General features: G+C 70.4%; 12 protein-coding genes and 1 pseudogene. 8 read left to right on the top strand and 5 right to left on the bottom strand.

All coding sequences use genetic code 11. The features are described from left to right. Position 1: 1 nt before the first annotated feature. The 5 genes and pseudogenes from ABD52_RS17395 to ABD52_RS17415 all read right to left on the bottom strand — a co-directional run bounded on the left by ABD52_RS17395 (position 2) and on the right by ABD52_RS17415 (position 6,832). On the bottom strand, positions 2 to 2,083 hold the full coding sequence (locus ABD52_RS17395) for a hypothetical protein (RefSeq protein WP_047892508.1): 2,082 nt from the start codon (positions 2,081 to 2,083) through the stop codon (positions 2 to 4). Further along, on the bottom strand, positions 2,080 to 3,903 hold the full coding sequence (locus ABD52_RS17400; protein WP_047892509.1) for a hypothetical protein: 1,824 nt from the start codon (positions 3,901 to 3,903) through the stop codon (positions 2,080 to 2,082). Before ABD52_RS17400 ends, ABD52_RS17395 begins: the two co-directional genes overlap by 4 nt. Beyond that, a complete protein-coding gene (locus tag ABD52_RS17405) occupies positions 3,900 to 5,315 on the bottom strand; it encodes a site-specific integrase (RefSeq protein ID WP_047892510.1) in 1,416 nt (471 codons plus the stop codon). The genes ABD52_RS17400 and ABD52_RS17405 overlap by 4 nt, the downstream gene beginning before the upstream one ends. 124 nt (positions 5,316 to 5,439) lie before the next feature. Next, positions 5,440 to 6,471 (bottom strand): annotated as a pseudogene (locus ABD52_RS39135) (YifB family Mg chelatase-like AAA ATPase); the annotation flags it as partial. 1 nt (position 6,472) lies between these two features. After that, positions 6,473 to 6,832: a YraN family protein gene (locus ABD52_RS17415; protein WP_030269908.1), complete on the bottom strand. Its 360-nt coding sequence runs from the start codon at positions 6,830 to 6,832 to the stop codon at positions 6,473 to 6,475. Positions 6,833 to 7,145: 313 nt separating this feature from the next. Here ABD52_RS17415 and ABD52_RS17420 point away from each other — a divergent pair, with 313 nt between their 5' ends. The 8 genes from ABD52_RS17420 to ABD52_RS17455 form a co-directional block, all read left to right on the top strand. Beyond that, complete coding sequence (locus ABD52_RS17420; RefSeq protein ID WP_225319799.1) at positions 7,146 to 8,201, top strand: hypothetical protein; 1,056 nt, start codon at positions 7,146 to 7,148, stop codon at positions 8,199 to 8,201. Positions 8,202 to 8,554: 353 nt separating this feature from the next. Next, positions 8,555 to 9,424: a 30S ribosomal protein S2 gene (gene rpsB, locus ABD52_RS17425; protein WP_013284605.1), complete on the top strand. Its 870-nt coding sequence runs from the start codon at positions 8,555 to 8,557 to the stop codon at positions 9,422 to 9,424. A 128-nt stretch (positions 9,425 to 9,552) separates the two neighbouring features. Next, a complete protein-coding gene (tsf, locus tag ABD52_RS17430; protein ID WP_013284606.1) occupies positions 9,553 to 10,380 on the top strand; it encodes a translation elongation factor Ts in 828 nt (275 codons plus the stop codon). A 157-nt stretch (positions 10,381 to 10,537) separates the two neighbouring features. Then, positions 10,538 to 11,305 (top strand): UMP kinase, encoded by a 768-nt coding sequence (gene pyrH, locus ABD52_RS17435; RefSeq protein WP_013284607.1) that lies wholly within the window; start codon positions 10,538 to 10,540, stop codon positions 11,303 to 11,305. A gap of 85 nt (positions 11,306 to 11,390) precedes the next feature. Next, a complete protein-coding gene (frr, locus tag ABD52_RS17440; protein ID WP_013284608.1) occupies positions 11,391 to 11,948 on the top strand; it encodes a ribosome recycling factor in 558 nt (185 codons plus the stop codon). 254 nt (positions 11,949 to 12,202) lie between these two features. Further along, positions 12,203 to 13,546 (top strand): phosphatidate cytidylyltransferase, encoded by a 1,344-nt coding sequence (locus tag ABD52_RS17445; RefSeq protein WP_047892512.1) that lies wholly within the window; start codon positions 12,203 to 12,205, stop codon positions 13,544 to 13,546. A gap of 104 nt (positions 13,547 to 13,650) precedes the next feature. Then, complete coding sequence (gene rlmN / locus ABD52_RS17450) at positions 13,651 to 14,796, top strand: 23S rRNA (adenine(2503)-C(2))-methyltransferase RlmN (protein ID WP_013284610.1); 1,146 nt, start codon at positions 13,651 to 13,653, stop codon at positions 14,794 to 14,796. Positions 14,797 to 14,818: 22 nt separating this feature from the next. Next, positions 14,819 to 15,122 (top strand): DivIVA domain-containing protein (locus ABD52_RS17455; RefSeq protein ID WP_047892513.1); only part of this gene is annotated, 304 nt, incomplete at its 3' end.

A 15,122-nucleotide genomic window follows, 5' to 3' on the forward strand; every position in this document is an offset into this window, starting at 1 on the left:
CTCATAGGTTCCTCTGATCGTTTATACCGGCGGCGAGCAGCGCCGCCAGGTCCTCGCGCTGTTGACGCAACCTGTGCGAGACGTAGGGCGGCAAAACCTCGTGTCGCACCAGTAGCACGTCTAGGCGGTCGAGCTGTCTGGCCAGGGCGTGGGTGTTGTCGTTGCTGAGGGCGACATTGCGGCAACGCAACGGCTGGCAGGTGCCCAGGTCGGGCAGCCCGGTCGCATTGCCTTCGAAGTCCTGTCGGCTACAGAGGGCTCTGTCGGGATTGTGGACACAGGTAACGAACTTTCCGAAATAGATCTTGGGGTCGTCCCGCTTCATGATCCTGGCCAGACGTTTCGGGTCGATCACCACACTGCCGGCATAGCCGGTCTTACTCGCGAAGATCTCCATTCGCATCTGAGCTTCTTCGGCGGCCGGCCCCCGTAGGTCGATGTGGTGGTGGCCGTCAATCATTGCAAGGAGACGTTCCCCGCGTTCCAGGCTCTGTTCGGCCTCAACCTCAGCACGGAATCCGGAGTCCGAGGTTCCGGCGTATCCCTCGAACATCTGAATGCTCTGGTGCCGGTACTGGATCGCGCCAGCGATGGAGCCGCCCGGACGGCGGGCGATGAACCAGGCCAGAGTCCGCCGAAACTGGCTGGTGCTCAGCCGCCACCGCTGTTTGCGGACCAGCGGGATTGCGTCCGGCCGCTGGTGTCGACGGCAGTAGGTGCTGACCCACTCGACGAAGTCGGCCATCGACTTGTTGGTCTGCGAGGTGGTCATCGCGGAGGTCGGCGAGTCGCCGCGGAAGCCCAGCGAGCCGGGTAGGCAGGAAAACAAGTAGACGTGGTTGTCGGGCAGCAACTGCCCGAGCACCTTGATGGCCCGCTCGACCGGTGCGCCGACCACCCAGGCGGCGGTGACGCCCTCAGGCTGCCCTTCGTTCTTAAAGGCCTGACTGGTGAGTGTGCGGCGGTAGGTGCTGCCGTCGCTGTCACGCTTGCGCCCGAGGCACCCGCGGCGCAGGTGCTTGACCTCGCTGTCGCGCATCCCTGACAGGTAGGCGATGACGATGTAGCAGGCGACGTGCAGCAGCCTGCTCAGGTGCGGGACCTCGGCGTAGCGGATGCGGGGCAGCCACGGTTCGCCGTCCAACAGTCCGTGAATCGTCGTGTCCAGGTAGGCGTCGTCGGCGATCCCCACCTGGGCGGCAGTGTCCGTGATCAGTTGCCGCACCGCCGCAGACCGCAGCATTGAGTGTGGACGGTCGATCTGTCGGGCGAGAAACAGACCATTGACGCCACCGTCGGGCCTGCCGGGCAGCGGACGGCCATCGGCGCGGTAACGCGCCAGCAACTTGGCCAAGCGGCGTTGCGTGTCGCCGTAGGAGGAGCGGGGCCGGTAGGTGCCCCGATGGCGGGGACCGTTGAGGTGCAGCGCCCACCATTGCTCACGAGCCGCCAGGATATCGGCGCTGAAGTCCTGGACCCATCGCAGCGCCCAGACCAACAGCGGCGAGATCACTTCTTCCGGGATGCGGTCGGTGCTGTTCTCGCTCCGGCGCGCCCGGCTGGGTTCGGCATCCCAGTCGGGTAGACCTTGCGGGTCAATCGCGAGACAATCAGTAGTGAGCCAGGCGCGGTGGATCCAGAACAGGCGAACGGCGCTACGGTGCCCACCACGCTTTTCGGGCATTATCGGTTGGCGCTGCAGCCAACTCACGTAGCCGAGCAACTGGCCGCCGGTCAACGCTTGCAGCGGCCCGGGGTGGTTCTCATCGACCCAGGTGAGGAATTTCTTCACCCGACTGAATATTCCGCGGATGGTGCTCAGGGATAGCCGGTCGTGCTCGGTGCAGCGCGGGCTGGCCAGCAGTTCCAGGAACAGTTCCTTGGCCACCGGGCGGAACGCGGCGGGTAGCGACTGGAAGTTGAGGATCCAGCGGCGGCTATGAGCCTGGTGATTGGCCGGCTCCAGGTCCCAGACGTCGTCGGTGAACGTCGAGGTTGTTTCCAGGTCGACGCCGGCGCGCAGCGGGCGTCCGTGCAGCACGAAGGCCGCCGGCGGGGCGATGAGGCGCGCCGGTGTCGTCACGCTTGCTCCCGCGGTCCGTCGAGCACGTCCAACAACTCCTCCACGTCAGGGTCGACGGGTGCGGTCTCCCACTCGGCTGGGGTGAACTTCGGGCGGATGTGCTGGGTGATGGCGAACCAGGTCAGCCCGAAGCGTTGCCACCAGATCTCCTCGGCCAGTCGCTCGCGCTGCTCGGACAGCCAACCAAGTAGCCCCTTCAAGGCAGGGATGTGTGCCGGAGTGACCAGTGCGTTGGGGCAGGACAGGCAGAGCAGGAACGACAGGTTGCAGCGCTTGTTGTCAACGGGGTTGTGCTCGATGTCCTGGCATGCGGCGAAGGCGGTGTTCAGGTCACCGTCGATCAGCCGCTGCGCCTGGTCGATCGAAATGTTCAGGCCGGCCGCGACGTTCGAGGGATCCTCCACATCTCCTGCTGTGGCCAGCACCCGGGCGTGCGCCTGCACCGCGTTGTGCTCGGCGTCGACCAGGGCGCCGGTGACCACGTCGGCGCCCCACTCCCGCACCGATGCATCGCCGCGCAGGTAGTGCGTGAACAGCACCTGCATGCTGTTGCTGCGCGTCGACGACGGCAAGTGCCCGCCGATCGCGCGAGTGGTACGCACGTCTACGGTCTTCTTCAGCCTCGGCAGGTTGATTCGAAGCAGCATCCCATCGTCACCGACCAGTCCATGGCTGGTTGCCCAGGTCTGTGTCCCCGCACCTCTCGCCAGCGCCCGGTCGAAGGGCCCGACGTGACCGTTGCGCCAGACCCAAATCGACCACAACGAGTCGGTGCCACTGAACGAGCGGCCAGGCCCCATCAACATCTCGAAGAGCAAGTAAAGGCCGCCGGGCGTGCGAAGCTGGGCGCTGGGACGCCCGACCTCCCAGTGCACCGTTTCGAACGTACGGCTGGGACCGCGCCGCCGCTTGGTCAACTGAACGCGCACGGCCCGCTGCTCCAGCACCGTGTGTTCGGCCGAGAGGTCCTTGATCGTCTCCGCGTTCCGGCCGGACAACCCCACCGCGAGCACCAGCATCGGCGTCAGGTCGCGTTCTACCACGAACAGGTGCTGGGCGAGGCCGATCATCGCGGCCCGATCGGCGAGGCCGTGCGCGGCCGCCATGCGGATGAGCGGGACTTTGCCCGTGGTCGCGATGTCCGCCAACCTGGCGGCAAGGCTGGACTGCTCGGCAGCTACTGAGCCGGGATCGCGGCGATAGGCGTCGGCCAGCGCCCAACCTGTTCTCAGCCGACGGCGTAACTCGGCGACGTCGGACCGGGCGGCGGCCATGATCGCAGTGAACTCCCGATCGGAGTATCCGCCGTCGACGTCAACGCGGCGGCGCGTACCCCTGCGCTGCTCCAACCAGATGAGTGCGTCATCGCGGAGCTGCGCCGTGGGCCGCACCTGCATCAGTACGGTCCTGACGCCCGAAACGTCGCCGCCTGCCGTGCGGGGGTTCGCCAGCCGGATCAACCGCTCACGGTAGAAACCCTCCAAGTGCTCCGCAGTTAGTTGAGACAGCGCCCGGGGTGGCATCGGCAGCTTGTCCAGGAACTTAAGCAGCCGTACTACGGTGCCCCACAGGTGCTCGGCGCTGCTGCGTGTTCGCCGGGATCCGGCCGGACCGGTCGCTGCGGCGAACCCCGCGGCCAAGGCTGGGTGCAGTCCGACAATAGGTAGACCAGTGAAGCGAAACAGCCGGCGACGGCCGTCCTCGCCCTCGAACAGCACCTCCGCGCCAGCCGGCGTGTCCTGCACCAGGTCGTCAGGCTCGTAGGCGCCGGATGGTAACGCGGCATGCCGGCCCTTCCTGGTCGCGGCCCGGACGCTCACCGCACTAACTCCACGGCCGCATCGTCCGCGCCCGATTCGGCAAGAGAATAGTCCGCCTTCTCCCAGTCGGTCGGCACTAGCGCCAAGCGGGTCTCCATTGCCAGCTCGTTGAGCGTGTGCAGGTAGATGAGTGTGGACTCTATGGACTGGTGCCCGAGGCGGCGCCGTACCCAGTCCAGCGGGTCGCCGAACACCATCTCGTAGGTGGTCCGCTGCGCGGCCGACATGCCGGCCAGCTCGCGAATGTGCTCGCGCTGCAACTGTTCCAAGGTGACCACCGCGTAGGTGTGCCGTAGCAGGTGCGGATGGCAGCGAAGTGCCTCGCCGCGCCGCTTGCAGCGATCGTTTGCCTCGTCGAATATCGTCTGCCAGCCGGAGGTCGTCATGGGCAGGCCGGATTCGGTTAACCACAGTGCCGCCGGCTCCAAGCCCTGCTCGGTACGTATCAAGAGGCGGCGACGATCGCTAGGACGCAGCGCCCCCACTGGGATCGGCCGCCCGTCCAGCTGATCGGGAGGCAGCAACGCCCCCTGGGGATCCTCGATGATCAGCGCGTCCTCAATTCGCTCGTATGTGCCCCGCGCCCTGGCCCGCTCAACCACGTCCGTTCGATCGAATTGGATGTAGTCCCACACGTCCCGCAGCACCGACGTCGGCACGTAGATCTTTCGTCCCGAGCCTCCCTTGGCAATGGCTGAGGGCAAGCGGGTGCGTCTGTAGGCCATGTGTGGCTGGACATCGGGAACGTCGAACAGGGTCAGGCTGGCCTGCTCGGCCAACCGCAGGCCGGTCCGGACCATGACGTCACAGAACGTGGCGTTGCGCGATGCGTTTCGTCCTCGAAACGACCGGTCCCGCAGCCCGGTGCCCAGGTAGCCGCGAACGCCGACGTCACGCCAGCGGCGGTACGAGTGAGGTGGCAGCCATTCGAGATCGTCGCGGTGGGCGTCCCTCGGCACCTCGGCCGGGGTCAACTCCGCCGTCGGCCGCCGTCCGGCCCGGTGTCGCGCCTGCCGTTGTTCAATCGGGTTCTGCGCGATCAACCCACGCTTCACCGCCCAGCGATAGAACTGGTTGACCGTCGCCACCTCACGCGCGAACGTCGACCCCTTCACCCCCGGGCCGTTGACATCCGTACGCCGCCACCGTTTATAGGCCGCCCGATCCTCCGACGTGGCGTCACGCCACGAACGACATCCCAGCGGCTGACGATTACGCCAGAGAAAGGTAAAGAAGTTCGCCAGGTCGTAGGCCACTGCCGCCTGCGTGTTCTCCGAAGCGGCCATCAGGTGTACCTGAAGGAAGTACCGGTTCAGCTCCAGGTCGAATGTGCCGTCAGGTGCGATGAGGCACGGCAAGCGGTCGGGGATGTCTTCCTCATCCAGCCAGGGCCTGATCTCTTCGAGCGGCAAGGTCAGTAGGAGAGGTCTCGGCACCTTCGGAGTGAGCAGTCGTCGGCGGGTGAAGTGGACTCTCCATCCCAAGATCGGCACTGCCGTAGCCTACGCGAACATCGTTCGCAAGTACATAATCCTGCACCAGTTGGGTGCGGGCCGGGTACTCGGTGGCACCCCGGGTACGCGCCACCCGCACCCGGCCGCTCTCCAGCGGCTGCCGCAACGCCTCCAGCGCACCCTTGCTGAACTCGGGCGCCTCGTCGAGGAACAGGACCCCACGGTGGGCGAGCGACACCGCGCCGGGCCGGGCCAGCCCGGAACCGCCTCCGACGAGCGCGGGCACCGTGGCGGTGTGGTGCGGCGCCTGGAACGGGGGACGGCGCAGCAGCCCGCCACCGGGTGGCAGCAGGCCGGCGATCGAGTGCAGCGCCGTCACCTCCAGGGCTGCCTCGTCGTCCAGTTGGGGCAGGATCGACGGCAGCCGTTCGGCGAGCATGGTCTTGCCGGCGCCGGGCGGACCGAACAGCGCGAGGTGGTGGCCCCCCGCGGCGGCGATCTCCAGGGCACGCCGCCCGAGCGGCTGCCCGGCCACGTCGACCAGGTCGGGCCCGGCCGGGCCGCAGGCCGGGACGTGGGCGGGTGGGGCGAGCAGCGGACTGCCGTCGCGGACGTGGGCGACGAGCCGGTGCAGCGTGTCGACCGCGTGCACGCGTACGCCCGGGATGACTGCCGCCTCGGCGGCGTTGCCGGCGGGTACGACGACGCGGGTGTGCCCGGCGCGGGCGGCGGCGGCGACCATCGGCAGCGTGCCGCGGACGGGGCGTACCGCGCCGTCGAGGCCGAGTTCGCCGAGCACGACTGTGGCGTCCAGGGCGACCGGTGGCAGTTCGCCCGAGCCGGCCAGGACGGCGAGCGCGATGGCGAGATCGAACGCCGAGCCGTACTTCGGCAGGGTGGCGGGGAGCAGGTTGAGCGTGATGCGGCGGTTGGGCCACTTCTGGCCGGAGTTGACGATCGCGGCGCGGACCCGGTCGCGCGCCTCGTGCAACGCGGTGTCCGGCAGACCGGAGATGATCACCGCGGGCAGTCCGGGAGCCAGGTCGGCCTCGACCTCGACGAGATGCCCGGCGACTCCGGCCAGGCCGACGCTCAGCACCTTCGCGTACCCCATGTCAGAACGCGCCGCGGAGGTGCTCGACTCGGGCGGGGCCGGTGAGCGGGAGCCGGACGGAGAGCACGTCGAAGCGGACCTCGGCGGCGGTGGTGCCGGTCTCGGCGAGCCAGCGGGCGGCCAGGCCGCGCAGCCGGCGGGCCTTGGCCCGCACGACGGCCTCGGCGGGGGAGCCGAACTGCTCGCTCCGGCGGGTCTTGACCTCGCAGATGGCGAGGACCGGACCCTCCCAGGCGATGATGTCGATCTCGCCCTCGGGGCAGCGCCAGTTTCGGGCGACCGGGCGCAGGCCCGTCTCGATCAGGTGCCGTAGCGCGCACCGCTCGCCGTACGCCCCGACGGCTCGGTTCCGGTTCGTCATGCCGGCCAGGATGCGACCGGAGGCCACTGTCGCGGGGGACGCGGATCGGTTGCCTGTGGACAGGGGTGGGCTTGTGGACGGAACGACGATCATGGGCCCGATCTGCTACGGAGCCTGGTCGCCGTGCTGAACCGCGAGTGGGTGGTGCCCGCCTTCCCCGACGACTTCCCGTACCCGGACGTCGCGCCGACGTTCACGCCCTACGGCTACTGACCGTGTCTCGTTGGCGACCCGGCGACATCGGTGCTGACCTGGGCCGATCCCCAGGAGACCCGAATGGCGCGGCTGGTGCCCGTCGCATACCGTGCCGGTCGTGGACGGACGACGGAGCTACTCCGAGGATGAGCAGGGGTCGCGATGGGGCGACCGGGGATACGAGTCGGACTGGCGCGCCGCGGGCGAGCCCCGCTACCGCGACGACGACTACCGCACGCCCGAGCAGCGCGCCGGTGAGAACCGGTACGCCGAGCCGGGCCGGTACTCCGCCGCCGATCCGCTGGTGGACGACACGAGCAGCTGGCGGTCGCAGCGTCCGGACGACCCGGAGGTCTCCGGTGAGCTGCCCGGATCGCGCGCCGGCCGTCGCGCGGCACGCGAGTCGGCGGCCGACCCGCTCGGCGCGGTGTCCCGCAGCGGCGTCGACGCGCTCGGCACCGCCGCGCACGGCAACCCGCTGTCGAGCACGCTCGGTACGCCGGCGACCGCCCCGCTGACCGGCGCGGCCCCGGCGGGCACCGACCCGTACGGCCTCATCGCCCACGGCAGCGACCCGGCCGGTGGCGCCGGCGTCGACGCCCGCAGCGCTGTCGGCGGCGTCGACAAACCCCGGCTCAGCCCGATCGGCGGCTACCCGGTCGTCGAGGCGGCGCCTGGTACCGCGGGCGCGGACGGCGGAGCCGACGCGACCGCCGCGGCGCGGCTGAACCCCGGCGAGGCCACCCCGCTGCGGATCGGTGAGCGTCCGGGCGGCCCGGCCCAGCCGGCCGCGACCCCGAATCCGCTGGAGATGCCGACCGGCCCGATGCCCGCGGTGCTGCCGCGTCCGGACGGGCCGCCGCCCGGTGACGGCGTCTACCGGACCCGGCGCCCCGCGCTGGCGGTGCTGCTGGCGGTGATGGTGCTGGTGCTGGAGGTGCCGGCGGTACGGGTGTTGCTGCACGGCCTGTTCGGCGACCCGGTGTCGACGTCGCACGTGGTGGTGGGCATCTTCCTGGTGGTCGGCCTGCCGATCTTCGGCACCGGCCTGTACGGGCTGCGCACCGGTGGGCTGGCGCTCGCCGACGGCAGCCGGGGCTGGCTGCGCCCGCCGACGGCGTACCTGACCGTCGGGCTGGTGCTGTTCCTCGCCGCCGCCCTCGCGGCGGGCTGAGACGGCCCGGCCCCGGTACGCCGTAGTGGCGGTGTCACCGACAGGGTGACGCCGCCACTTCGCCGTCCTGGAGTCGATCAAGGCGCTCCTGGGGCCGATCAAGGCGCACCTGGAGTCGATCAGGCCGGCCTCCGCACCCGGAGGTCGTACAGCGGAGAGGGCGCGTACACTGGTCGACTGGCGACCGCCTCGTGCGGTCGACCTCGCGTGCCCTCTCCACGGTCTCCTCCGTGGGGCGACGGCCTCCCTGGTCCCGGTCTGACGTATCGGGCCCACCCTGGCCGGCGATCGGGCGCCAGGCGTCCGGCCGCCGGCTGGACGGACAACCAGGGACAACGTAGGAGTAACCCACCATGGCCGTCGTGACCATGCGTCAGCTGCTGGAAAGCGGTGTGCACTTCGGGCACCAGACCCGCCGCTGGAACCCGAAGATGAAGCGCTTCATCTTCACCGAGCGCAACGGTATCTACATCATCGACCTGCGCCAGACGCTCGACTACATCGAGAAGGCGTACGAGTTCGTCCGCACCACCGTCGCCGGTGGCGGCAGCATCCTGTTCGTCGGCACCAAGAAGCAGGCCCAGGAGGCCATCGCCGAGCAGGCGACCCGGGTCGGCCAGCCGTACGTCAACCACCGCTGGCTCGGTGGCATGCTGACCAACTTCCAGACCGTGTACAAGCGGCTGCAGCGGATGAAGGAGCTGGAGGCCCTGGGTGACCTGAGCGGCACCGCCGCCGGTTACACCAAGAAGGAGACGCTCCAGCTCTCCCGCGAGAAGATCAAGCTCACCAAGACCCTCGGTGGTCTGCGGGACATGCAGAAGCTCCCGGCCGCGGTGTGGATCGTCGACACCAAGAAGGAGCACATCGCCGTCGACGAGGCCCGCAAGCTGGGCATCCCGGTGATCGCGGTGCTCGACACCAACTGCGACCCGGACGAGGTCGACTTCCCGATCCCGGGCAACGACGACGCCATCCGCTCGGCCGAGCTGCTGACCAAGGTCGTGGCCGCCGCCGTCGCCGACGGTCTGATCGCCCGTTCCGGCCGCAACCGGGGCGCGGACGAGAAGCCTGAGGCCGGCCAGGTCGGCGCGGACGAGCCGCTGGCCGAGTGGGAGCGCGAGCTGCTCGAGGAGCCGAAGAAGGCCGACGAGCAGCCCGCCGCCGCCGCCGAGCCGGCCGCGCCTGCCGCCGAGCAGCCGGCGACCGCCTCCGCGGAGTGATCTCGCCGTCGCGTCCCCACCGTCGGCGATTCCCGGCGGTGGGGGCGTGACGGGTACGCCGGGCAGAACCGGCCCGGAACCGGGTAACCAGCACCCCAGACCACCTCACTGACACCGAAGAGAGAGTCATGTCCAACTTCACCGCCGCGGACGTCAAGAAGCTCCGCGACCTCACCGGCGCCGGCATGATGGACTCCAAGAAGGCGCTGACCGAGGCCGAGGGCGACTTCGACAAGGCCGTCGAGATCCTGCGCGTCAAGGGCGCCAAGGACGTCGGCAAGCGGGCCGGGCGCACCGCCGCCAACGGCCTGATCGCCCACTCCGGCCAGGCGCTGCTCGAGCTCAACTGCGAGACCGACTTCGTCGCCAAGAACGACGCCTTCATCGCGCTGGCCCAGCAGCTGGTCGAGCACGGCGTGGCCAGCGGCGCCACCAACGCCGAGGAGCTGCTCGCCAGCAGCATCGACGGCAAGAGCGTGGCCGACCTGATCCAGGAGCAGTCCGCCAAGATCGGCGAGAAGCTGGTGCTCAACCGCTTCGCCAAGCTGGACGGCACCACCGCGGTCTACATGCACCGCAAGAGCCAGGATCTGCCCCCGGCGGTCGGCGTGCTGGTCGAGTTCACCGGCAAGTCGGACGAGGCGGCGGACGCCGACGCGCGCGCCGTGGCCATGCAGATCGCCGCGATGCGGCCGAAGTACCTCACCCGCGACGAGGTGCCGGCCGAGACCGTCGAGTCCGAGCGGCGCATCGCCGAGCAGACCGCCCGCGAGGAGAACAAGCCCGAGGCGGCGCTGCCGAAGATCGTCGAGGGCCGGGTCAACGCCTTCTTCAAGGACTTCGTCCTGCTGGAGCAGTCGTCGGTCGCCGACAACAAGAAGACCGTCAAGCAGGTGCTGGCCGACGCCGGCATCGAGGTGACCCGCTTCCTGCGGTTCGAGGTCGGCCAGGCCTGAGCCGCCGCACCGGGCCGTCCGGCCCGGGCACAGGGGAGAACGTCGACGAGGAGGCCGCCGGTGTACGCGACAGGCACCGCGGCCTCCTCGTCACATAGGGTCGGCAGGGGCACGTACGCGACGCTCGCGCGATGCGCGGGGAGAAGGGGCGGGGCGGATGACGCAGGTTGTGAGTGACCGGAGCCTGGCGGCGGAGGACCCGACCGCCCCTCCGCCCGGTCGGTCCCGCCGGGTGGTGCTGAAGCTCTCCGGTGAGGTCTTCGGCGGTGGCGCGATCGGAGTCGACCCCGACGTCGTGCAGGGCATCGCCCGCCAGATCGCCACAGTGGTACGCCGCGGCGTGCAGGTGTCGGTGGTGGTCGGCGGCGGCAACTTCTTCCGCGGCGCCGAGCTGCAGAAGCGCGGCATGGACCGCGCCCGCGCCGACTACATGGGCATGCTCGGCACGGTCATGAACTGCCTGGCCCTCCAGGACTTCCTGGAGAAGGAGGGCATCGAGACCCGGGTGCAGAGCGCCATCACGATGGCCCAGGTCGCCGAGCCGTACATCCCGCTGCGCGCGATCCGGCACCTGGAGAAGGGCCGCGTGGTCATCTTCGGCGCCGGCGCCGGCATGCCGTACTTCTCCACCGACACGGTGGCCGCCCAGCGGGCGCTGGAGATCCGCGCGGACGTGGTGCTGATGAGCAAGAACGGCGTGGACGCGGTCTACACCGCCGACCCCCGGATCGACCCGACCGCGAGCAAGCTCGACTCCATCACCTTCTCCGAGGTGCTGCGCCGTAACCTGCGGGTGGCCGACGCCGCCGCGTTCAGCCTCTGCATGGAGAACGGCCTGCCGATGCTGGTCTTCGGCGCCCAGGGCGACGACACCATCGTCCGGGCCGTCGGCGGCGAGAAGATCGGCACCCTGATCACCGCCTGACCGGCCCGCCGGCTGGCAGCGGTCCCTCTGCCACGGCAGCACCCGCACCACACACGACGAGCGACAGAAGGAGGCGAGGAGACCGGTGATCGACGACACCCTCCTCGAGGCGGAGGAGAAGATGGAGCGTGCCATCGAGCACGCCAAGGAGGAGTTCGGCGGCATCCGTACCGGACGCGCCAACGCCGCCATGTTCTCCCGGATCGTCATCGACTACTACGGCAGCCCGACCCCGCTGCCCCAGATGGCGTCCATCGCGGTGCCCGAGCCGCGCATGGTGATCATCAAGCCGTACGACAACTCGCAGCTGGGCGCCATGGAGAAGGCGATCCGCGACTCGGACCTCGGGGCCAACCCGAACAACGAGGGCAACCAGCTCCGCATCGTCCTGCCGCAGATGACCGAGGAGCGGCGCCGCGACATGATCAAGGTCGCCCGGCAGAAGGGCGAGGAGGCCAAGGTCGCCGTCCGCAACATCCGCCGCAAGGCCAAGGAGGAGCTGGACCGCCTGGTCAAGGACGGCGAGGTCGGCGAGGACGAGGGCCGGCGCGCGGAGAAGGAGCTGGACGACCTGACCCAGCGCTTCGTCGCAGGAGTCGACGAGCTGGTCAAGCACAAGGAGAGCGAGCTGCTCGAAGTCTGAGCACCCGCGTACCTCGCACGGCACCGCGCCGCCGTCGCCCGCCCGGGCGGCGGCCCGGTGCCGTCGTCGTGCCCGGCGGCGCACACCCTCGGGGCCGCGGCGGGTGCAGTAGGCTCGGCACGATTCCCGACCACCACGGGGTGAACGGCGGGAATCGCCCGGCCGTCGGTCGGTCAACAGGAAGTCTCACGCCGGTAGGGGATGGTCTTGGTCTTGCGTCATGTGGTGGCTCTCGTACCGGCTGCCGGTGCGTGATGTCCCACCCCGACCCCTACGGCAACACCGAGTCGCGTGGCTGGGACCGCCCGGCCGCCCCGGCCCTGCCCTGGCCGGACACCGATCTGGAGCCCGGCCCCTGGCGGCCCGGCCCGGCCGCGCACACCCACCCCGCCGAGCCGGACACCTACGCGCGTCCCGGAGCAGCCCCGGACCCGTATGCCGGTCCGGACACGTACGCGACGCCGGACACGTACACCGGATCCGACACCTACGCCGGGCCGTACCCGACGACCTCGCGGCACCACGACGGCCCGGGCCGGTACGACGGACCGCCGGCCGGCGACCGTGGGCGGCCCGCCGGGCCGGACCACGACGGCCCGTGGGGTGAGCCCGCCCGCGACGACGAGTACCCGACCGCGCAGATCGCGCCGGTGCGCGACGAGCCCACCGAGCAGATCCCGGCGGTACGCGACGAGCCCGCCTCGGAGCCGCCGGCCGGGCGCCGCGGGCCGGGACGCCGACGGGCGAGCGCCGAGCGTCCGCCGACCACCGTGCCGAAGACGTCCCGGGCGGGGCGCAACCTGCCGGCCGCGATCGGCGTCGGGGTGGCCCTCGGCGCGGCGGTCGTGGTGCCGCTGTTCTTCTTCATGCCGGCGTTCCTCGCCGTGCTGGCGACCGCTGTGGGGATCGGCATCTGGGAGATGGCCCGCGCGGTACGCCGCAGCGGCGCCCACCCGCCGCTGGCGCCGCTCGTCGCCGGTGGCGTGATCACAGTGGGCCTGGCCTGGTACGCGGGCCCCGACGCGCTCTGCCTCGGGCTGCTGGTCACGGTGCTGGGCACGATGATCTGGCGGCTGGGCGACGGGCCCGGCAACTACCAGCGCGACCTGACCGCGGCCACCCTGATCGCGGTGTACGTGCCGTTCCTCGCCGGGTTCGCGGCCATGCTCGCGGCGGCGCCCGACGACGGGGCCCTGCGGGTGCTGGTGACGCTGGCGGCTGTGGTGCTCTCCGACACCGGCGGGTACGCCGCGGGTGTGAGTTTCGGCAAGCACCCGATGGCGCCGACGATCAGCCCGAAGAAGTCCTGGGAGGGCTTCGCCGGCTCGGTGACGGCCGCGGCGGCGGGCAGCGCGGCGCTGCTGTGGGCGTTGTTCGACGTGGCGCCCTGGTGGGGCGCGTTGTTCGGGATGGCGATCTCGGTCTCGGCGGTGCTCGGTGACCTGGCCGAGTCGATGATCAAGCGGGATCTCGGCGTCAAGGACATGAGCAACCTGTTGCCCGGGCACGGCGGCCTGATGGACCGGCTCGACTCGATTCTGTTCGCCGTGCCGGTGGCCTACCTGCTGCTCGCCGTCTTCGTCCCGGTGGTGAACTGAGGCATGCGTCACGGCGGCGACCCGCTGCGGGCCGGGTGGCCGGGGGCGATTCGACACGTACGGACGGGTGCGTCCGGGCGGGAGCGTGTCAGACTGGACGCGCCATGACGAGTCTTCCGCTGATCTCCGTAGACCCCGACGCCCGCGGCCGCCGGCCCTCGATGCCTCCCCGCCACCTCGCCGACCTGGACCTGCCGGGCCGGCAGGCGCTCGTCGCCGAGCTGGGTGAGCCCGCGTTCCGCGCCAAGCAGGTCTCCAACCACTACTTCGGCCGCCTGGTACGCGACCCGGAGCGGATGACCGACCTGCCGGCGGCGACCCGGGAGCGGCTGGCGGGCGAGCTGCTGCCCACGCTGCTGACCCCGGTCCGCGAGCTGGCCTGCGACGACGGCGCGACCCGCAAGGCGCTCTGGCGGCTGCACGACGGCTCGCTGGTGGAGAGCGTGCTGATGGGCTACCCGGACCGGGTGACCGTCTGCATCTCCAGCCAGGCCGGCTGCGGCATGGCCTGCCCGTTCTGCGCCACCGGCCAGGCCGGGCTGACCCGCAACCTGTCCACCGCCGAGATCGTCGACCAGGCGGTCTACCTGGCCGGGGTGGCCGCGTCCGGCGTCGTGGCCGGTTCGCCGCCGCGGCTGTCGCACGTGGTGTTCATGGGCATGGGCGAGCCGCTCGCGAACTACTCGCGGGTGGTGGCGGCGATCCGCCGGCTGGTGGCCCCGGCGCCGGAGGGGCTGGGCCTGTCGCAGCGACACATCACCGTCTCGACCGTCGGTCTGGTGCCGGCGATCCGCCGACTGGCCAGCGAAGACCTCTCGGTGACCCTTGCGTTGTCGCTGCACGCCCCCGATGATGAGCTGCGCGACGAACTCGTCCCGGTCAACCAGCGCTGGAAGGTGTCCGAGGTGCTGGACGCGGCGTGGGACTACGCGGCCACGACGGGGCGTCGCGTGTCCATCGAATACGCGATGATCAAGGACGTGAACGATCAGCCGTGGAGAGCCGATCTGCTCGGGCGGCTACTGGCCGGCAAGCTGGCCCACGTGAACCTGATCCCGCTCAACCCGACTCCGGGCAGCCGCTGGGACGCCAGCCCGAAGCCGGTCGAGCGGGAGTTCGTCCGGCGGTTGCGCGACGCCGGGGTGTCGACCACGGTGCGCGACACCCGGGGACGCGAGATCGACGGGGCCTGTGGGCAGCTCGCCGCCGCCGGGGACACGGACGGCGACTCACGCGCGGCAACGGCGTAGCGGTACGAGACCAGGAGACATAGTGGCGAGTCAGGGTCAGCGTTTCCGGCGTAAGGCGCTCCGCCGGGGCTACAAGGTCGACGAGGTCGATGCCTTCCTGGACCGGGTCGAGGCGACACTCGACGGCCAGCCGATCGGCGCGCCCGTGGCCTCCCAGGAGGTCCACGACGTCGTCTTCCGGGTCCGCTTCAACGGCTACGACGAGTGGCAGGTCGACCTGCACCTCGACCGGGTCGAGCGCCAGCTCGCCGAGCTGGAGGAGCGCGGTGGCGCACCGGCCGGGCGCGGTGGCGACCCGCGGATGGCCGACCGGCTCGGCCCGCCGA

The sequence above is a fragment of the Micromonospora sp. RV43 genome, from assembly GCF_001029515.1.
Taxonomy (GTDB): domain Bacteria; phylum Actinomycetota; class Actinomycetes; order Mycobacteriales; family Micromonosporaceae; genus Micromonospora; species Micromonospora aurantiaca.

Coding starts and splice junctions, on each gene's coding strand:
- rpsB (WP_013284605.1), top strand. CDS start 8,555: ATGGCCGTCGTGACCATGCGTCAGCTGCTGGAAAGCGGTGTGCACTTC.
- tsf (WP_013284606.1), top strand. CDS start 9,553: ATGTCCAACTTCACCGCCGCGGACGTCAAGAAGCTCCGCGACCTCACC.
- ABD52_RS17445 (WP_047892512.1), top strand. CDS start 12,203: ATGTCCCACCCCGACCCCTACGGCAACACCGAGTCGCGTGGCTGGGAC.
- ABD52_RS17415 (WP_030269908.1), bottom strand. CDS start 6,832: ATGACGAACCGGAACCGAGCCGTCGGGGCGTACGGCGAGCGGTGCGCG.
- rlmN (WP_013284610.1), top strand. CDS start 13,651: ATGACGAGTCTTCCGCTGATCTCCGTAGACCCCGACGCCCGCGGCCGC.
- pyrH (WP_013284607.1), top strand. CDS start 10,538: ATGACGCAGGTTGTGAGTGACCGGAGCCTGGCGGCGGAGGACCCGACC.